Annotated in this window: 18 protein-coding genes and 4 tRNA genes; 9 read left to right on the top strand and 13 right to left on the bottom strand. The window is 69.3% G+C overall.

What is annotated here, in order from left to right; all coding sequences use genetic code 11:
• From IEZ21_RS42970 to IEZ21_RS42960, 3 genes are all read right to left on the bottom strand, one after another.
• The coding region (locus tag IEZ21_RS42970; protein ID WP_189327235.1) for a DEAD/DEAH box helicase at positions 1-1,423 on the bottom strand (1,423 nt) is incomplete at its 3' end.
• A gap of 266 nt (positions 1,424-1,689) precedes the next feature.
• Positions 1,690-2,178 (bottom strand): hypothetical protein, encoded by a 489-nt coding sequence (locus IEZ21_RS42965; protein ID WP_308429709.1) that lies wholly within the window; start codon positions 2,176-2,178, stop codon positions 1,690-1,692.
• Positions 2,179-2,381: 203 nt separating this feature from the next.
• The gene (locus IEZ21_RS42960) at positions 2,382-2,732 is read right to left on the bottom strand and encodes a metallopeptidase family protein (protein ID WP_033321391.1); all 351 of its coding nucleotides are present in this window, start codon (positions 2,730-2,732) and stop codon (positions 2,382-2,384) included.
• A gap of 83 nt (positions 2,733-2,815) precedes the next feature.
• Here IEZ21_RS42960 and IEZ21_RS42955 point away from each other — a divergent pair, with 83 nt between their 5' ends.
• Both IEZ21_RS42955 and IEZ21_RS42950 read left to right on the top strand, forming a co-directional pair.
• Positions 2,816-4,426, top strand: coding sequence for a metallophosphoesterase family protein (locus tag IEZ21_RS42955; RefSeq protein WP_189327233.1), 1,611 nt, complete (start codon positions 2,816-2,818; stop codon positions 4,424-4,426).
• A gap of 79 nt (positions 4,427-4,505) precedes the next feature.
• Positions 4,506-4,578: transfer RNA gene (locus IEZ21_RS42950), tRNA-Glu, on the top strand.
• An 85-nt stretch (positions 4,579-4,663) separates the two neighbouring features.
• On the opposite strand, the gene IEZ21_RS42945 is transcribed toward IEZ21_RS42950, so the two are convergent.
• Complete coding sequence (locus tag IEZ21_RS42945; RefSeq protein ID WP_246568784.1) at positions 4,664-4,987, bottom strand: hypothetical protein; 324 nt, start codon at positions 4,985-4,987, stop codon at positions 4,664-4,666.
• A gap of 97 nt (positions 4,988-5,084) precedes the next feature.
• Positions 5,085-5,825, bottom strand: coding sequence for a YhjD/YihY/BrkB family envelope integrity protein (locus IEZ21_RS42940; RefSeq protein WP_308429710.1), 741 nt, complete (start codon positions 5,823-5,825; stop codon positions 5,085-5,087).
• Positions 5,826-6,258: 433 nt separating this feature from the next.
• Between IEZ21_RS42940 and IEZ21_RS42935 the strand changes: the two genes are divergently transcribed.
• Entirely contained in the window at positions 6,259-7,644 is a 1,386-nt protein-coding gene (locus IEZ21_RS42935; RefSeq protein ID WP_189327231.1) for an aspartate aminotransferase family protein, read from the top strand.
• Between the two features lie 77 nt (positions 7,645-7,721).
• Here IEZ21_RS42935 and IEZ21_RS42930 read toward each other — a convergent pair whose 3' ends face one another.
• The 7 genes from IEZ21_RS42930 to IEZ21_RS42900 all read right to left on the bottom strand — a co-directional run bounded on the left by IEZ21_RS42930 (position 7,722) and on the right by IEZ21_RS42900 (position 11,488).
• Complete coding sequence (locus tag IEZ21_RS42930; RefSeq protein ID WP_189327230.1) at positions 7,722-8,225, bottom strand: hypothetical protein; 504 nt, start codon at positions 8,223-8,225, stop codon at positions 7,722-7,724.
• Entirely contained in the window at positions 8,209-8,709 is a 501-nt protein-coding gene (locus IEZ21_RS42925) for an RNA polymerase sigma factor (protein WP_033321404.1), read from the bottom strand. Before IEZ21_RS42925 ends, IEZ21_RS42930 begins: the two co-directional genes overlap by 17 nt.
• A 112-nt stretch (positions 8,710-8,821) precedes the next feature.
• Complete coding sequence (locus IEZ21_RS42920) at positions 8,822-9,454, bottom strand: class F sortase (protein WP_189327229.1); 633 nt, start codon at positions 9,452-9,454, stop codon at positions 8,822-8,824.
• Entirely contained in the window at positions 9,451-9,849 is a 399-nt protein-coding gene (locus IEZ21_RS42915) for a Tat pathway signal sequence domain protein (RefSeq protein ID WP_189327228.1), read from the bottom strand. Before IEZ21_RS42915 ends, IEZ21_RS42920 begins: the two co-directional genes overlap by 4 nt.
• A gap of 123 nt (positions 9,850-9,972) precedes the next feature.
• Positions 9,973-10,356, bottom strand: coding sequence for a hypothetical protein (locus IEZ21_RS42910; protein ID WP_189327227.1), 384 nt, complete (start codon positions 10,354-10,356; stop codon positions 9,973-9,975).
• A gap of 133 nt (positions 10,357-10,489) precedes the next feature.
• On the bottom strand, positions 10,490-10,870 hold the full coding sequence (locus tag IEZ21_RS42905; protein ID WP_189327226.1) for a DNA-binding response regulator: 381 nt from the start codon (positions 10,868-10,870) through the stop codon (positions 10,490-10,492).
• A 114-nt stretch (positions 10,871-10,984) separates the two neighbouring features.
• The gene (locus IEZ21_RS42900) at positions 10,985-11,488 is read right to left on the bottom strand and encodes a MarR family winged helix-turn-helix transcriptional regulator (RefSeq protein WP_189327225.1); all 504 of its coding nucleotides are present in this window, start codon (positions 11,486-11,488) and stop codon (positions 10,985-10,987) included.
• Positions 11,489-11,625: 137 nt separating this feature from the next.
• Here IEZ21_RS42900 and IEZ21_RS42895 point away from each other — a divergent pair, with 137 nt between their 5' ends.
• The 6 genes from IEZ21_RS42895 (at position 11,626) to IEZ21_RS42870 (ending at position 17,914) form a co-directional block, all read left to right on the top strand.
• Entirely contained in the window at positions 11,626-12,396 is a 771-nt protein-coding gene (locus tag IEZ21_RS42895) for an SDR family NAD(P)-dependent oxidoreductase (RefSeq protein WP_189327224.1), read from the top strand.
• Positions 12,397-12,712: 316 nt separating this feature from the next.
• Positions 12,713-12,787: transfer RNA gene (locus IEZ21_RS42890), tRNA-Asp, on the top strand.
• A 21-nt stretch (positions 12,788-12,808) separates the two neighbouring features.
• Positions 12,809-12,885 (top strand) — tRNA-Phe (locus tag IEZ21_RS42885).
• A 77-nt stretch (positions 12,886-12,962) separates the two neighbouring features.
• Positions 12,963-16,937 carry an ATP-dependent RNA helicase HrpA gene (hrpA, locus tag IEZ21_RS42880; protein ID WP_189327223.1) on the top strand — a complete coding sequence of 1,325 codons (3,975 nt, stop codon included), beginning with the start codon at positions 12,963-12,965 and terminating at the stop codon, positions 16,935-16,937.
• A 94-nt stretch (positions 16,938-17,031) separates the two neighbouring features.
• Positions 17,032-17,106, top strand: a tRNA-Asp gene (locus tag IEZ21_RS42875).
• A gap of 610 nt (positions 17,107-17,716) precedes the next feature.
• The gene (locus IEZ21_RS42870; protein WP_189327222.1) at positions 17,717-17,914 is read left to right on the top strand and encodes a DUF6274 family protein; all 198 of its coding nucleotides are present in this window, start codon (positions 17,717-17,719) and stop codon (positions 17,912-17,914) included.
• Positions 17,915-18,342: 428 nt separating this feature from the next.
• Here IEZ21_RS42870 and bldC read toward each other — a convergent pair whose 3' ends face one another.
• A complete protein-coding gene (gene bldC / locus IEZ21_RS42865) occupies positions 18,343-18,549 on the bottom strand; it encodes a developmental transcriptional regulator BldC (RefSeq protein WP_033321412.1) in 207 nt (68 codons plus the stop codon).
• Between the last annotated feature and the right edge of the window lie 64 nt (positions 18,550-18,613).

Here is an 18,613-nt window from a genome sequence, read left to right as displayed (position 1 = left end):
CCGGGTCCTCGCCCCGCTCGCGCGCGGCGCGGGCGAGCAGGCGCTCGGCCTCCTCGCGCAGCTCCAGCGCACGTCGCTGCGCGCGCTCCAGCTGCTTGGTGAGCTGGGCGACCTCGCGCTCGGCCTGCTGCGCGGCGTTGCCCGCGGACTCGGCCTGCACCTCGGTCATCGACCGGGCGCCGGTGATCTCCGCGACCTCCGCGTCGAAGGCGGCACCGCCCTGGATGATGTGACGCGAGGCGTCGACGCCCGCGTCCTCCATCTGGCGGAAGATCTGCCGGCGCTGGTGCGGCAGGGACAGCGACACGACAGTGCCGGAGCGGCCCGCGCGGGCCGTACGGCCGGAGCGGTGCAGGTAGTCCTTGTGGTCACCGGCCGGGTCCACGTTCAGGACCAGGTCGATGCCGTCGACGTGGATACCGCGGGCGGCGACGTCGGTGGCGACGAGCGCGTTGACGTAACCGTCCTTGAAGTCGGCCAGCGTCCGCGTCCGCGCGCCCTGCGTCATACCGCCGTGCAGCGCGTCGGCCTTCACGCCCGCGTCACGGAGCTGCTCGGCGATACGGTCGGCGCCCAGCTGCGTACGTACGAAGATGATCGTGCGGCCCTTGCGGGAGGCGATCGCGGCGGTGACCGGCGCCTTGTCCTTGGGCTTCACGACGAAGATGTGGTGGGACATCGTCGTGACGTTGCCCTGGGCGCTGTCGACCTCGTGCGTGACCGGGTTGCTCAGGTAGCGCTTGACCAGCGTGGAGATCTCGTTCTCCATCGTGGCCGAGAACAGCATGCGCTGGCCGCCGGGCGGGACCTGGTCGAGGAGTTCGGTGACCTCGGGCAGGAAGCCCAGGTCGGACATCTGGTCGGCCTCGTCGATCACGGCGACCTGGACGTTCTCGAGGGAGCAGGCGCCGCGGCTGATGATGTCGCGCAGGCGGCCCGGGGTGGCGACGAGGATGTCGACGCCGCGCTCGAGGGCGTAGATCTGGTTGCCCATCGACGTACCGCCGCAGACGACCTTCATCTTCAGGCCGAGTACGTCGCCGTACGGCTGGAGGGCGTCCGCGACCTGCATCGCGAGCTCACGGGTCGGGGTGAGGATGACGCCGCGGGGCTTCTTCTTCTCGGTGTGACCGCCGGACAGCTGCGCGAGCAGCGGCAGACCGAAGGAGAGGGTCTTGCCGGAGCCGGTGCGGCCACGGCCGAGGATGTCCTTGCCGGCCAGGGCGTCCGGGATGGTCGCGGCCTGGATCGGGAAGGGGGAGGTCACGCCGTTCTGCGCGAGCTTGCGCACGATGCCGTCGGGCAGACCCAGGTCGCCGAAGGTGACCTCGGGGGTCGTGGGGGCCTCGGCCGCGGCGGCCTCGGGCACTTCGACGGCCTCGTTCTCGGGCACGACGATGTGATCAGTACTGGAAATGGACATGCGAATGCGAAACCTTCCGGAGTCTCGTCGGCACGCGCCCGTCAACTCCGTGTTCGCAAATCGACCGCCTCAATGCGGTCCAGCCACGGCAAGGGAGAGTACGCGCCACACGGCGCGCTCTGCATTGGCGCCGGGCAAATGGGATCAAACGATCTACCAAGATACGCACCCTCCGACCCTCAAGGCAAATCGAGAGGCGCATTGAGCCGATAACCCCAGGTCAGCCATGGATCGGCCCTCGTCAGCCGGCCCCACGTCAGCCCTGGTCAGCCGCTCACACCCGCATGCGGCGCCGGCTCCCGCTCCGCGAGCTGCGGCGTGGGCTCCGGGTGCGCCGAGGACGACGGTTCGGCGGTGGTCGGGGCGGGCGGCGACGGCGTGGGCGAGTTCTTCGGCGGCTTCGGCGGCTTGGGCCCGGGAGTCGGAGTCGTACGGGGCGGGGCGGGCTTCGCCCTGGTCGGCCCGGGTGCCTGCGGCTTCGGCTTCTTCTTCCCCGGCTTGGTCTGCGACGAGGATCCGCTCCCGTCGTCCTGCGACGGCGAGGCCGGCCCGTCCCCGTCCTGGGGACGGTCGTCCCCCGACCTACCGGGCCCCGCCGAACCGTGTTGTTCGTCACCCGCCCCGCCTTGCCCGGAGCCACCGCCGCCGCCACCCGTCACCGCCGAGCCGACGTCCGGCGCCTCACCGCCCCGCCGCTCCGCGGAGTGCGACGGCCTGGCCCCGCTCGCATCGTCGTCGTCATTACTGACGCTCATACATCCGGCACTCGCCGCGACGGCCAGGGCCGCGGCGGCCAGACGGACAGGTACGTACATGGCGCGCACGGGCAGCCACCTCCGGGGCGGGGACAAGCAGTCCCCCTGCCCAACTCCCGCCGCCCGCAAGAGGACACGCCGCCCGAAGGACAGTTTTCAACAGTCGTATTTCAACAGCCGTAGGTACGGACCTGATCCGCACCTCACCCGTACCCGAGGGCGTGCAGCCGCGCGTCGTCGATCCCGAAGTGGTGAGCGATCTCATGAACCACCGTCACTTCCGTCTCGGCCACGACGTCCTCCCGCGACTCGCACATCCGCAGCGTCGGCCCCCGGTAGATGGTGATCCGGTCCGGCAGCACGCCCGCGTACCACTCGCCACGGTCCGTCAGCGGAGTCCCCTCGTACAGCCCGAGCAGCTCGGGATCATTGCTCGGCGGTTCGTCCTCGACGAACACCGCCACGTTGTCCATCAGTCGTGTCAGCTCCGGCGGGATCCGGTCCAGGGCTTCGGCGACCAGTTCCTCGAACTCCTCGCGCGTCATCTCCAGCACAGAGCCATTGTCAGGTACGGAGACCACGTACGAGGGGTGAAGGGCCCGGCATATCCGGCCCCGGACTTGGGCATACGGGATCAATGGCCCGCGTCCCCGCCGCCGCTCTGCAACGCGTACGAAAGGCGCCACATGCGCTCGTACGCCACTATCGCGCTCGCCGCACACACCCGGCCATCGAACTCGTCCACCAGCCACATCCCTATACGCGCGCCCTCGGCCTGATCACCGTCGTGCTGGTCGGCGCGTGGCTGGGCCTGCTGATCGTGGGGAACGTACGCGCCCCGGTCGGCCCCATGGACACCACCATGACCCTGCGCCCCTCCTTCACCGGCGGCACGAAGATCAACGTCTCTCCGCTGGGCGCCCTCGAACTGCGCAGCCATGTTGCGCCGATCCGCCTGGACGTCGACGTGGACCAGCTCGACCCCGTCCGCTCCCAGGCCCTCGTCGACCACCCCGAACGGCTCTCCGGCCTCCAGGACGAGGTCACCAGCGACGTCGGCGACGGCACGCTCGACCTGGCCGTACGCTCCGGCGTCGCCGTCGTCTCCGGGGCCACCGCCCTCGGCCTCGCCGTCTACCGCCGCCCGCGCCGCGCCCTGGCGGCCGGCGGGTTGGCCCTCGCCCTCCTGGCGGCCTCGGGAGCGACGGCCTTCGCTACCTGGAACCCGAAGTCGGTCCTGGAGCCAAAGTTCTCGGGCCTGCTGAGCAGTGCCCCCTCAGTGGTCGGCAACGCCCGCAGCATCGTCAGCGAATTCGACGTCTACCAGAAGGAGTTGGCGCGCCTGGTGACGAACGTGACGCAGCTGTACGACGCCACGTCCACGCTCCCCACGTATGCCCCCGACCCCTCCACCATCCGCGTCCTGCACGTCTCCGACATCCATCTCAACCCGGCGAGCTGGAAGATCATCGCCTCGCTGGTGAAGCAGTACAAGATCGATGTGATCGTCGACTCCGGCGACACCATGGACCACGGCAGCGCGGCGGAGAACGGCTTCCTGGACCCGGCCGCCGACCTGGGCGCTCCGTACGTATGGGTGCGCGGCAACCACGATTCGCGGGATACGCAGGCCTATCTGGAGGACATGAAGAACGTGCACGTACTGGACGAGGGGCGGGCCGTTTCGGTCGCGGGCCTGCGGTTCGCGGGCATGGGCGACCCGCAGTTCACCCCCGACCGCTCCAAGGAGGTGACCGCCTCGGAGGAGCTGGCGGGCGCCCGTCTGGCCTCCGCGATCCGCGACCAGAAGGCGGCGGGTACGCCCGTGGACATCGCCGTCGCGCACAACCCGGACGCCGCGCGCGAGGTGGACGGCACGGTACCGCTCGTCCTGGCGGGCCACCTCCACCATCCGGAGATGGAGATCATGAAGTACGGCACGCGCCTGCGGCTCGAGGGTTCGACGGGCGGGAGCGGTCTGCGCGCACTGGAGGGCAAGTACCCCGACCCGATCGAGACGTCGATCCTCTACCTGGACCGGGACACCCGCCGCCTCCAGGCCTGGGACGAGATCAAGCTCGGCGGCCTGGGCCTGACCACGGCGGAGGTCAGCCGCCACCTGCCGGAGGAGAACCAGCCTGGCGCGTCCCCCACGCCGTCGCCATCGCCGTCTCCGGGCTCCCCTTCGCCTGGCTCCCCGCCTCCGGGCTCCCGTCCGCCTTCTCCCTCCCCTTCCCCCTCCTCGTAATCCGTTTTGCCGATACCTCCCGGCATCCCATATGCTGCTGACGTCCCCGACGCGCCGTAAGGCGCCCAGGCAGGCCCCAGCCCTCATCGTCTAGCGGCCTAGGACGCCGCCCTTTCAAGGCGGTAGCACGGGTTCGAATCCCGTTGGGGGCACACGATCATTTACGCGTTTCCCGCAGGTCAGGCTCAGGTCAGGCAGTCCTTTTCGTTCGGGCTGGACTTGGACGGCTGACGCCGGTCACTCCCCGCCCCCATCCCGATCCGGCAGGGGCAGGTAGCGGGTGTCTCCCGGCACTTGACCCTCCGGGGGGTAGTCGCAGTCGAGGGTGGAGAGCTCGTAGTCGTCGCCTTCGTTCTGCTCCTGGTCGACGACCACCGCCGCGGTGCAGGCGCGGCCGTGCTCATCGGTGAATGTGACGATCTCGCTGTAGTCCGTCGGTGCGTTGTTGCATCCCGCGAGCAGCAGCGCCGCCGCCCCGGCGGCCATCGCCACGCCTATCCCCCGTAGCCGTTTCATCCCTCGCCCCTCCACATCCGCTTCGTCGTCCAACTCGGTTGCCACTACACGACGTTAGCCGTCAACCACGGTCCGGTCGCCGTGTTGATCAACGCCGATCCCAGGGCCGTAACGGCCACGAACGGCCGAAGAGGGCAACGCTTCAGGACTTCCGTGTGGGGAGGTGCGGGTGCGGGATGTGGTGCGGTTCGTGGATGTACCAGTAGCGGCCGACGAGGGCGCCGCCGAAGACGACGAAGCCGACGCCGACGAGCCAGGACGTCACGATCAGGACGGTGCCGACCGCACCGTAGGAGACCGCGTTGGTGACGATGAGCGGGGAGAAGACCAGGGAGGAGAACACGCGCAGGCCTCCCAGGCCCACCATCGTGGCGACGGCGCCCGGCAGCAGGGCACGCCAGGGGACCCGGCCGCCCAGCAGGAAACGCTGCCCCCACCAGAAGAAGAGCACGCCGAACAGCCCGCTCAGCCCGATCCGTACCGATGAGCGCAGGGTCCCCGAGCCCAGGGCCGCCCCGCTCTGCGCTTCGGCGAAGAGGTAGACCGTCAGAGCGGCGAGCCACACCGCGCGCCGCCATATGGTGTGCCAGCGCCCGGCCGCCAGGTCCCACACCTTTTCGTATCCGGTCTGGACACTGCCCGCGAACGGCACACCGAAGAGCGCGAGCAGCACCACGCTCAGGACGCTGGTCGTACTCAGGACCTTGCGAGGTGCGGAGAAGACGTCCTGCACGGCGTCGGCGGGGCGCCCGGACAGCCCCATGCCGTCCACGACCCACAGGGCGAAGCCGCGTTCCTGGAGCGGGGCGGCCGCCGCGACCACGATCAGCAGCGGGGCGATCGTCACCAGTCCCAGGGCGGCGAAGCCCATCGCCCGGTGCATCAGCTCCACTTCCCTGCCGCGCCGCCATACGCGCACCCACTTGGTATGGAGGAACCGGCTCAGTTCCCTCCACCGGGGCCCGAGGCCGCGCGGGTGACTCCCGGGCTCTGCAGGTCCGCCGTCGCCCGGCGACGCGACCCCGTGGCGGCGCATACGTGGTCACCCCGTCCTGTTCCCGTGCTCCGACGTGCGGGCTCGTCCCCGCATCGGGGCGGACCCTGCCTCGCGGGTGGCTGCTACCAGCGTCCCCCGCGGGCTCCGGATCTGCTACCGGCTCGGCGGCCCCTGGGTGTGGTCGGGGCCGGGATCTCGGGATGGTCGCGCAGTGCTGCGACGACCGCGTTCACCGTGGCGCGCTGCGGTGTGCCGCGTCGCACCGCGATGGTGACGGTGCCATGGACGCGCGCGGTGGTGCGTCCCTAACGTCGGTCGCATGCCTCCCGAGACAGCCCGTGCCGCTGAGACAGCCCGTGCCGCTGAGACAGCCCGTGCCGCTGAGACAACCCGTGCCGCCCCGGAACCCGAGCGCCACCTCATCCGCTACAGCGGCCATGCCGCGTTCACACCGGAGCTCATCGCTCGCGCCGCGGGCACGTCGGTGTTCACCGAGAGCGGTCGTGAGCTGCTCGATTTCACCTCCGGTCAGATGAGCGCGATCCTCGGGCACTCCCACCCGGCGATCGTCGCGACCGTGCGCGAGCAGGTCGCCGTCCTCGATCACCTCCACAGCGGCATGCTCAGCCGCCCGGTCGTCGAGCTCACCCGCCGGCTCGCCGGCACCTTGCCCGAGCCGCTGGAGAAGGCGCTGCTCCTGACCACAGGGGCGGAGGCGAACGAGGCCGCGGTGCGGATGGCGAAGCTCGTCACCGGTCGCCATGAGATCGTCTCGTTCGCCCGGTCCTGGCACGGGATGACCCAGGCCGCCGCGAACGCCACCTACAGCGCCGGACGCAAGGGTTACGGACCCGCCGCGCCGGGCAACTTCGCGCTGCCGGTGCCGGACCGCTTCCACCCCGACATCGTCGACGCCGAGGGCTCGCTCGACTGGCGCCGCCAGCTCGACCTGGGCTTCGACCTGATCGACGCCCAGTCGGTGGGCAGTCTCGCCGCGTGCCTGGTCGAACCGATCCTCAGCTCGGGTGGCGTCATCGAACTCCCGCCGGGCTATCTCGCCGCCCTGGCGCAGAAGTGCCGGGAACGGGACATGCTGCTGATCCTCGACGAGGCTCAGACCGGGCTGTGCCGCACCGGCGACTGGTACGCCTTCGAGCATGACGGTGTCGTACCGGACATCCTCACGCTGTCCAAGACGCTCGGCGCGGGACTGCCGCTGGCCGCGGTGCTGACCAGCGCGGAGATCGAGCAGCAGGCGTACGACCGGGGCTTCTTGTTCTTCACCACCCATGTCAACGACCCGCTGCCGGCCGCCGTCGGCAACACCGTCCTCGATGTACTGGTCCGCGACCGCCTCGACGAGCGCGCCCGCCGGCTCGGCGCGACCCTGCGCGGCCGTCTCGACGAACTCGCCACCCGCCACGACGTCATCGGGGACGTCCGCGGTCGCGGGCTGCTGCTGGGGTTGGAACTGGTCGGTGACCAGGTTCTGGGCGCCGGTGGCGCCGACCGGCTCGGCGCGGCCGTCACCCGGCGCTGCTTCGAGCTCGGGCTGCACATGAACATCGTCCAGCTGCCCGGAATGGGCGGCACCTTCCGGATCGCACCCCCGCTGACGGCGAGCGACGACGAGATCGACCGCGGCGTCACCATCCTCGACGAAGCGCTCACCGACGCGGTCCGCTCCGCCGACGCGGACTCGTAGCAGCAGGCCGTCCGCGCACACCCGCTCGATTCCCGTCCACGGGACGCAGTGGGTGTCCAGGCCGTGACGGCCGCCGGTCAGCGTGCTTCGCTCGGCACCGCCGTCGGCTCGTCGGCGGTCGAGGACGAGATCGAAGTCGGTGGCGCCGACAGGGCACCGGTGGGAGCGGAAGTGGAGGCGGGAGGACGTGACGGGGCGTCGGAGGCTTCCGTCGGGGTCTCGGCGGTGGGCTGAGGGCTGGAGGGCTCGGGTGACGGTGCCGGCGGCTTCACCGAGTCGGGCGGAGTGGACGGAGCGGGCGGCGTCGAAGGGCTGGTCGCGGGAGGCGGGGCGAGCGGGGGCGTCGGGGACGCGGGGGCGTCGGAGGTCCTCAGCAGCGGCAGGGCGGCGAGTGCGGCGACCGCGCACGACAGGCCGGCGCCGGCCGCGGCGCGAAGCAACCGACGGCGGGCCGCGCCGCGGCGGATCGACTCGTATCGGCCGGGGGGCGGGGCGAGGTGGTCGGAGGAGGGCCGGAGGATCACCGCGAGGGGGTCGTCGGGGCCGGACTCCGGGCCGCCGTCGTCAAAGCGTGTGGTCAAGGCTTCTCCTCAGGTGGGCGCGGAGCAGTTCTCGGGCCGCGTGGAGGTCGGCCTTGACGGTTCCTTCCTTGCGCCCGGTCAGCACGGACACCTCCCGGATCGGCATGTCGGCGTAGTAGTGCAGCAGGATCGGTACGCGTAACCGCTCCGGCAGCGACTGCACGAGCAGCCGGACCGTGGGGTCGGCCTGCTCGGTCTGCGGGCGGACGGCGGCTTCCGAGGTGGCACGGCGTACGGCTCTTCGCTCTCGCTCCAGTTTGCGCCAGTGGTCCCGGACCAAGTTGGCCGCGGTGACGTAGAGGAAGCCGCGGGGCTCCTCCACGGAGGTCCAGCGGGCCCAGAGCCGGGTGAACGCCTCGGAGGCGATCTCGTGGGCCGTCTCGTCGTCGTCGACGAGCCGGCGGCACCAGCCGGCGAGACGTGGGTAGAGGGCGGCGAACAGTTCGGACGCTGCCTTGTCGCGCTTGTCGCGGGACCGTTTCAACGCTCTCCAGGGTCGGAGGGACACTCGTACGGAAAGAGCCCGGACCGATGGCGTACGTTCCATCGGCCCGGGATCCGCCATGAGCGGGCCGGAGTGGTGAGGGGGCGGGGGGTCAGGGGCTCGTGGAGCTCAGCACGGCGAAGACGATCACGTTGTCGCGGTACCAGTCCCCGCTGCGCGGCCCACCGCACGTGATGAGCCGCAGCTCCGGCCGGTCCACGTCGCCGTAGACGTCGTCCGCGGGGAAGTCCGCCTTGGCGACCTTCCGTACGGCGGTGACGGCGAACTCCGCCGCCGCACCGTCCGCCAGGCGCGCCACGATCCGGTCCCCCCGGCGCAGCCGGTCCAGGTGACGGAACACCCCGTCCCCGTGACTGCCGACCGTGACATGACCGAGGATCACCGAGGGCCCGACCTGACCTGGCGTCGGCGAGTGCCGATACCAGCCCGCCCGGTCGTCCGCCGTGATCGGCGGCACCTGCACGCTGCCGTCCCGGGCCAGCCCCAGCCGCATGACCGGGGTGTCGACCTCGATGGCCGGGATCGACAGACCGACCGGCTCCGAACGCCTAAGCGACCGCGCTGACTTCGCCTTCGAGGCGGACGGCTTCGAGGCGGACGGCGAAGGCGGGCTGCTGGGGCGGGCGCTCGTAGTCCCGCCACCCCCGTTGCCGCCGCACCCCACGAGCAACGAGCCCAGCCCCGCCGCGACGAACGCACGCCTGGACGGCGCCGTCGCCGTCATGCCCCGGTCGCCCTCCGCCGACGTACGAGGAAGACCACCGCACCGCCCCCGACGAGCACCGCGGCAGCGCCGCCGCCGATCAGCGCGCTCTCGCCGCCGGACTGCTCGGACTCCTGAGTCACACCGGTCTCGGGCGCCCCGCTCGGTACGACGGAGACCTGACCCGGCTCCGGCGCCCGGGTCGGCTCGGCGCCCGGGTCCGTCGGGACCGGGGAGGCCTCGGTCGGCGCCTCGGAGGCCTCCGAAGTCGGGGCCTCGGTGGCCGGGGCCGGGACGGAGGTGGCCGGGGCGGAGGGAGCCGGTGTCGGGGTCCCCCCGTCGGCGAACGCGGGCACCGCACCCCCCAGCACTGCCGTACCCACAAGTGCCATGGCGGCAAGGACAGTTCGGCGCATCAGTCGCTCTCTTTCGTCGCTCCGCCCGCCCACGGATTCAGCGGGCGTGTCACGGATCGAGCGGAGAGACGAGACAGCGAGGAAGCGGGTTGTAAAGAACAGGCAAAGACACCGGAGAGCTACTCAGGCGATCTGAGGGTGCCGGCTCTCCAGCCGTACGTGCATCTCCTCCTCCTGGTCCCCGGACGCCGTGCTGACCTCATGCACGGAGAACAGCGAATCCAGCGTGGAACGGAAGCGGTCGATCGCCCAGTAGCCGCCCTGGACGTCGGCCGTGACGGACGCCGCGAGGCGGGCGGGGCGGGCGCCCTCGTGCGTGTCGGCGACGTCGAACGTGCCGAGCCACACCGTCGGGCGCGTCGCCGAAAGCTCCTGGGGTACGTCCTCGGCGCACCGGTCGGAGCTGAAGCAGGCGCACAGGGTGTCGAACACGACACGGGCGTCTTCCTTGCTGCACCCACTGAGTTCCACAGAGACGGTTTCCGGGTGCGGTCGTTCCTTGTCCATCGTGATCGCTCCTCTCGTCACCGCGCTGCGGTACCTCGGGGCAGCCCGGCGAAACCACGCCACACTCCCCAGAAAAGCACCATCTGAGGGGTTGAGCACCCAGCGACTGCAAGCGAACCGCAACCGGGCCAGGTCAACGGCTCGAGCACCCCAGCCAGTACCCGAAACCCCGCCGGGTATGGACAAGCGCGGGTTCCTGCTGATCCACCTTGCGCCGAAGCCGGGAGACGAGCTGCTCGATCGCGTTGCCGGCCCGGAACCCGCCCCAGACGTGCCGGCTGATCTGCTCCTTCGACAGCACACGTTCCGGATTGACCAGCAGATGCCGCAGCAGCCGGTACTCCGCGACCAGCAACGCGGCTTCGGCCCCCGTACCCGCCGTACCGACCCGACAGCCTGCCAACTCCAGGGTGGTGGTGAGGAGTTCCGCGGTACCGGGATCGTCGACGACGACCAGGACATGCTGCCCGTCCCCACGAGTCGGCGACGGTTTCCCGCTGATGCTCCCGTACATGGCAGACCATCCGGGTAGTTCGTGCAGAGCTCACGCTCGGCGTGCTCGGCGTGTGAACGGAAGGGCGGGCAAGTCGCCGCAGCGAGCCGCGCCCCCGCCATCAGGCATCAGGCATCAGGCATCAGGCGGAACGTCAATCTTCGCCTCGGCCCGCTCGACGAAGTCGTCGACCATCCGGTCGATGAGCGAGGCGAGCTGCTCCAAATCCTCGGGCGACCAGTCGGCCAGGGCCGCCTGCATACCCCGGACGCTGGCCTCACGGACACGGGCGAACGCTTCCCGGCCGGTCGGTGTGAGCTGGATGCGCTGGGCCCGGCGGTCGTCGGGGTCGGGGATGCGGGTCGCATAGCCGGTCCTCTCCAGGTGCTGCACCTGGCGCGTGACGTGGGAGGCCTCCACCGACAACCGGGCCGCCAGCTCTCCGAGCCGCAGCGGCTCACTCTCGGCGAGCTGCCGCAGGACCGCCACGGCGGCACGGTCCAGCGGCAGTCCGGAGAGAGACATGAGGCGCTCATGCTGCCGGGCCCTGCCGGACAGGTACGTGGCACGGGTGAGGGCGCGCTCGATCTTCATCACGTCTGGCGAGACGGAGACTGCAGCCGAGGGTCGTGGGGTCATGCACTTCACTTTAACAGCTAATTGCCTAACTCAAGCAAGCCGAATCCATTGGAATTTGCCTGCCTCAAGCAACCCCCGCATGCTTGCCTAACTCAAGTAAGGTGCGCCTCACGTTCCACCCATCAGAGGAGCAACCCATGAGCAGCACCGGCCTTCAGGGACGCAGCGTCATCGTCACCGGAGCAGGCTCCGGCATCGGCCGGGCCACGGCCGTGAAGTTCGCCGAGGAGGGCGCGAGCGTCCTGGTCGCGGACGTGGACCAAGAAGGCGCCGAGCTGACCGTCAAGACGATCGAAGAAGCGGGCGGCACAGCCAGGGCGGTCGTCGGCGACTGCCGCGACCAGCAGGTCATCGACGAGATCGTCGACACCGCCGTACGGGCCTTCGGTGGCCTGAACGTCCTCGTCAACAACGCCGGAATCATGGACCACATGTCGGCCGTCGGCGAAACCGAAGACGACGAGTGGGACAGCGTCATCGGGATCAACCTCACCGCGCCCTTCCGCCTGACCCGGGCCGCCCTGCCGCACCTGCTCGCCGCAGGCAGCGGCGCGATCGTCTTCACCGCCTCCGAAGCCGCCCTCCGCGGCAGCGCCGCCGGAGCCGCCTACACCGCCTCCAAGCACGGCATCGTCGGCCTGACCAAATCCCTCGCCGTGATGTACCGCAAGTCCGGTATCAGGACCAACGCCATCGCCCCCGGCGGCACCGCCACCAACCTCCGCCCCGACCTGCGCCCGGACGCCCACGGCCCCGCCGCACTCGGCCCTTACCTCGGCGTCGGCGTCGGCGACAAGCCCGCCGCCGCCGAGGAACAGGCCGCCGCCATCGTCTTCCTCGCCTCCGACGCCGCGAGCTACATCAACGGCGCCGTCCTCCCCGTCGACAACGGCTGGTCCGCCACCTGACCCGACGGGGGCCGTACGAACTCCCAGGCCGCCGCCGGCTCCGTACGGGTCCCGCCGCCCCGGACCTCACACGGATGCTCGGAGCGACCGAAAAGGCGGCCGTCACCTTCGACGACCAGCCGGACGAGTACGCGACGAGCACGAACAGACGCAGAGCCGGGAAGCCGTGGCCCCGCAGGTCAGACGTGCGGGGCCACCGTCCCCGGTCTGATACGCTGATCCAGCGACATCGAGCCGCCGCAGCGTGAACCCCCGGTCACAAATCCCGTTGGGAGCACGCCAACCCGTGTGCGAGACTGTTCGCACGCAACAGCTTGGTCCTGTGGAGCAGTTTGGAGTGCTCGCCACCCTGTCAAGGTGGAGGCCGCGGGTTCAAATCCCGTCAGGACCGCTGCAACCTCAAGGGTTGCGCGGCTGGGTAGCTCAGTTGGTACGAGCGATCGCCTGAAAAGCGATAGGTCGCCGGTTCGACCCCGGCCCCAGCCACCATCCAAGGCCCCGATCTCCGGATCGGGGCCTTAATCCATTGGCCACCTCTTTTCCCGAGGTGCGATCCTGGACCCCGTATGTCTACGCACCCTGCCCCCGCCCCTGCTCTCGGCGATCTCGCCCCCCGTCTGACCGAGCTGTCTCTGCGCGATGCGCATCGGCTTGGGCGCAGGCTCGAAGGGGCGCGCCGAATTCGTAAGCCCGAGGCTCGGGCCGCCGTCATTGCCGAGATCGAGGCGGAGGTGGCCAGGGCCGAGGCACGTATGGCTGAACGGACGGCGCGTGTGCCGGCCGTTTCGTATCCCGAGCAGCTGCCTGTCAGCCAGAAGAAGGACGAGATCGCGGCGGCCATCCGTGATCACCAGGTCGTGATCGTCGCCGGTGAGACGGGGTCAGGGAAGACGACACAGATCCCCAAGATCTGTGTCGAGCTGGGGCGCGGTGTCCGCGGCATGATCGGGCATACACAGCCCCGTCGCATCGCCGCCCGCACGGTCGCCGAGCGGGTCGCCGAGGAGCTGGACACTCCGCTGGGCGAAGCCGTGGGCTGGAAGGTCCGGTTCACCGATCAGGTGAACCAGGACTCGACGTTCATCAAGCTCATGACGGACGGCATCCTGCTCGCCGAGATCCAGACGGACCGTGAGCTGCGCGCGTACGACACGATCATCATCGACGAGGCGCACGAGCGCTCGCTGAACATCGACTTCCTGCTGGGATATCTGGCCCAGCTGCTGCCCAAGCGGCCGGATCTGAAGGTCGTCATCACCTCGGCGACCATCGATCCCCAGCGCTTCTCCCGTCACTTCGGGGACGCCCCGATCGTCGAGGTCAGCGGTCGTACGTACCCCGTCGAGGTCCGTTATCGTCCGCTCCTCGAAGAGGACAGCGAGGATGTCGACCGTGACCAGATCACCGCGATCTGCGATGCCGTCGAGGAGCTCCAGGCCGAAGGCAAGGGCGACATTCTCGTCTTCCTCTCCGGAGAGAGGGAGATCCGGGACACCGCCGATGCCCTCACCAAGAAGAACTACCCCCGCGCCGGAGGCGCTAATGGGCAGGGCACCGAAGTACTCCCCCTCTACGCCCGCCTCTCGCACGCCGAGCAGCACCGCGTCTTCCAGCCCCACACCGGCCGCAGGATCGTGCTGGCGACCAACGTCGCCGAGACGTCGCTGACGGTCCCGGGCATCAAGTACGTCATCGATCCGGGCACCGCCCGCATCTCCAGATACAGCCACCGTACGAAGGTCCAGCGCCTCCCCATCGAGGCGATCTCGCAGGCCAGCGCCAACCAGCGCAAGGGCCGCTGCGGACGGACCAGCGACGGCATCTGTATCCGTCTCTACAGCGAAGAGGACTTCACCGCCCGGCCGGAGTTCACGGACGCCGAGATCCTCCGTACGAACCTGGCCTCCGTCATCCTCCAGATGACCGCCGCGGGTCTTGGGGACATAGAGAAGTTCCCCTTCATCGATCCGCCGGACCACCGCAACATCCGTGACGGCGTCCAACTCCTCCAGGAGCTCGGCGCGCTGGACCCCAAGCAGAAGGACGTACGCAACCGCCTCACCGAGACCGGCCGCAAGCTGGCCCAGCTGCCCGTCGACCCCCGTCTGGCCCGGATGGTCCTGGAGGCCGACAAGAACGGCTGCGTACGCGAGGTCATGGTGCTCGCCGCCGCGCTCTCCATCCAGGACCCGCGCGAGCGCCCGGCCGACAAGCAGACGCAGGCGGACCAGCAGCACGCCCGCTTCAAGGACGAGACCAGCGACTTCCTCGCCTTCCTCAACCTCTGGCGGTACATCCGCGAGCAGCAGAAGGAACGGGGCTCGTCGTCCTTCCGCCGGATGTGCAAGCAGGAATACCTGAACTTCCTGCGGATCCGGGAGTGGCAGGACATCTACTCCCAACTCCGCACGGTCGCCAAGCAGATGGGCATCCATCTCAACGAGGACGACGCTCCCGACCAGCAGGTCCACGTCTCGCTCCTCGCCGGGCTCCTCTCCCACGTGGGCATGAAGGACGTGAAGGAGGGCGCGAAGAACGAGTATCTGGGCGCCCGGAACGCCAAGTTCGCGATCTTCCCGGGCTCCGCCCTCTTCAAGAAGCCCCCGCGCTTCGTGATGTCCGCCGAGCTCGTCGAGACGTCCCGTCTCTGGGCCCGTGTCAACGCCAAGATCGAGCCCGAGTGGGTCGAGCCCCTCGCCGAGCACATGCTGAAGCGCACATACAGCGAACCGCACTGGGAGAAGGACCAGGCGGCGGTGATGGCGTACGAGAAGGTCACGCTGTACGGCGTACCGATCATCGCCCAGCGCAAAGTCAACTACGGGCGGATCGATCCGGAGACGTCCCGCGAGCTTTTCATTCGCAACGCGCTCGTCGAGGGCGACTGGCGTACGCACCACAAGTTCTTCGCCGACAACCGCAAACTCCTCACCGAGGTCGAGGAGTTGGAGCATCGCGCCCGACGCCGGGACATCCTGGTCGACGACGACACGCTCTTCGACTTCTACGACCAGCGGGTGCCCGAACACGTCGTGTCGGGCGCGCACTTCGACTCCTGGTGGAAGCACAAGCGGCATGAGGAACCCGAACTGCTCGATTTCGAGCGGTCGATGCTCATCAACGAGCGTGCGGGAGATGTCAGCAAGGACGACTATCCGGACGCGTGGCGTCAGGAACGGCTCAAGTTCCGTGTGACGTACCAGTTCGAGCCGGGAGCCGACGCCGACGGCGTGACCGTCCACATCCCGCTCCAGGTCCTCAACCAGGTCACGGACGAGGGCTTCGACTGGCAGATCCCGGGGCTGAGGGAGCAGGTCGTCACGGAGCTGATCCGCTCCCTCCCGAAGCCGATTCGCCGGAACTACGTCCCTGCCCCCAACTTCGCGCAGAAGTTCCTGGACAGGGCCGTACCCCTCCAGGAGCCGCTGACGACGACCATGGCCCGCGAACTGAAGCGCATGGTCGGCGTGCCCCTCACCCCCGACGACTTCGACTGGACGAAGGTCCCCGACCATCTCCGCATCACCTTCCGGATCGTCGACGAGCGGCGCCGCAAGCTGGCCGAGGACAAGGACCTGGAGGCGCTCAAGCTGCGCCTGAAGCCGAAGGCGCGGCAGGCGATCTCGCAGGCGGCAGCGGCCACGGCCGAGCGCACGGGCGGCGAATCCCTGGAACGCAAGGGCCTCACGGACTGGACCATCGGTTCCCTCACCCGCGTCTTCGAGACACGTCGCGCCGGCCAGCCGGTGAAGGCGTACCCGGCGCTGGTCGACGACGGCGACACCGTCTCCGTACGCCTCTTCGACACCGAGGCCGAGCAGCAGCAGGCGATGTGGAAGGGCACCCGCCGGCTGATCCTGCTGGGCATCCCGGTGAACCCGGCCAAGTTCGCCTCGGAGAAACTCACCAACCCGCAGAAGCTGGCGCTGTCTGCGAACCCGCACGGATCGATCCAGGCGCTGTTCGACGACTGCGCGATGGCTGCCGCCGACAGGCTGATCGGGGACTTCGGGGGGCCGGCCTGGGACGAGGAGTCGTATCGGAAGCTGTACGACAAGGTGCGCGCCGAGATCGTGGACATGACGGTCCGTACGGTCGACCAGGTCCAGCAGGTCCTTGCCGCCTGGCAGGCCTGTGAGCGGCGCCTGAAGTCCGTACGGAGCCCGGCGCTCCTCGCGAACCTCGCGGACGTACGGGCGCAGCTGGACGCCCTCGTGAAGCCGGGCTTCGTCACGGAGGCGGGCCTTCGTCGCCTTCCGGATCTGATGCGCTATCTGGTGGCCGCGGACCGGCGCCTCCAGCAGATGCCGACGAACGTCCAGCGGGACACGACTCGGATGGCGAAGGTCCATGAGATGCAGGACGAGTACGCCTGGCTCCTTGAGCAGATGCCGCAGGGCCGTCCCGTTCCCCAACAGGTCCTGGACATCCGGTGGATGATCGAGGAGCTCCGGGTCAGCTACTTCGCCCACGCGTTGGGCACGGCGTATCCCGTCTCCGACAAGCGCATCGTGAAGGCGATCGACGCGGCTGTTCCGTAACTGCGTCTGTACGTTGGGTGAGTTCGCTCCTCGGGCATCCCCTCCTGTACAGTTTCTTCTCGCAGCGCAACGCGACAATCGCCCTGCGAAACCAGGTCCTGTGGAGCAGTTTGGAGTGCTCGCCACCCTGTCAAGGTGGAGGCCGCGGGTTCAAATCCCGTCAGGACCGCAGCACATATCGAAGGGGCCCGCATCCGCCAAGGATGCGGGCCCCTTCGGCGTACAGGCGGTTCTTTTCCCCAGCCCCGCCCCTTCCCGAAACTGGGGGCTGCCGCCCCCAGACCCCCCGCCAGGGGGTGGGGGTGACAGTCGTGTCGCGGGTGCGGGTGCGTCGTGGCTTGTCGCGCAGTTCCCCGCGCCCCTGAAAAGCAAAAGCCTGCGGCTGCCCGCGGCCCGAAGATCCCGGCGCCCCGAGGAGCCTGGGCCCCGAACAAGCCCGTGCCCGGGAAAGCCCGGACCCCCAACGACCCGCAGCTTGCCCTCCGGCGGGAGGGGTCGTGGGCCGGTGCGTCGCATGCCCGTCGCTTAGCTCCGGTCTCGGAGAACCCGCACCCTGTACCAGCCCAGGGTTGTACGCCCGGCCTGCGACGGGCTGACGCACCGGCCCACGACCCCGCACCCCCACCCACCCAGGGGCGCGGGGAACGGCGCGACCAGCCACCCACACACCCGCACCCAAAAACGAACCCAACTGCTCAACCGCCGGAGGCAGGTGTTGACGCCGTCACATTCCCCCGGTACTCAAACACCAAGGCCAACCAACCCGTTGGAGGTGGCGTATGACCGCGTTCGCCCGGCACGAGACGCGAGCCCTGTTGCGCGCCCATCTGCAGGCCGCCTCCGGGTACCGGCACCTGACCCGGCACTGCCCGATCTGCCACCGTCTCCAGAACCTGGCCATGGCCATGGAGTTGGCTCCGGACGACGCGGACGGCCCCGAGGATGTAGCCGAGGACGAAAGCCCCGCAACGGCATGAGCTCCCCCCTTTACCGCAGGTAACACACCCTCAGCAAGACCCCCGCCCTGTGACGGGAGTCACTGCATAGGTTTTCAAATCGGCGGTACTTACCGGTCACTTACAACCGCTCAATTTAATATGTGCAATTGCACCCCACCCTGGGGTCAGCCCCACAACCGGATCCAAACCCGCCCCAAGCGGCACTCCAGACCGCTCAGGGACCACCCGGACTCCCCGCGACCGCTCACACTCCGTCAGAGAGCGCGCACAAAAAAGATCGCGCTGGACCCGGCGGAGTCCAGCGCGATCGACGACGCACCCTTGTTGCTTGAGGTTCTGGCTCGGGCGTGGGCTCTGTTGGGGCAGAACCCGCGTCGCTTGGAGCTTTGGTTCGAGCAGTCCGGCACGTTGGGGGAACCTGCCGAAATGCCCTGCTATGCAGTTGTTCAGGCTTCGGTACGCTGCTGCGGGATGCCCGCGAGCAGTGCGCGGACCTCAGCTTCGCGGTAGCGGCGATGCCCGCCGAGCGTGCGGATCGACGTGAGCTTGCCTGCCTTCGCCCACCGCGTGACCGTCTTTGGGTCAACGCGGAACATCGTGGCGACCTCAGCGGGGGTCAGCAGCGGCTCGGCATCAGGGGTGCGAGCGGTCATGAGCGGCCTCCTCGGGGGAACCGAACGTTCTCGGTTCATTCCTCTAAATTCTGCACCTTGACCC

The sequence above is a fragment of the Streptomyces flaveus genome, assembly GCF_014647675.1.
In the GTDB taxonomy this organism is placed as follows: Bacteria; Actinomycetota; Actinomycetes; order Streptomycetales; family Streptomycetaceae; genus Streptomyces; species Streptomyces flaveus.
Note: the sequence above shows the minus strand (reverse complement) of the source record. Positions and strands in the feature narration are given on the sequence as shown.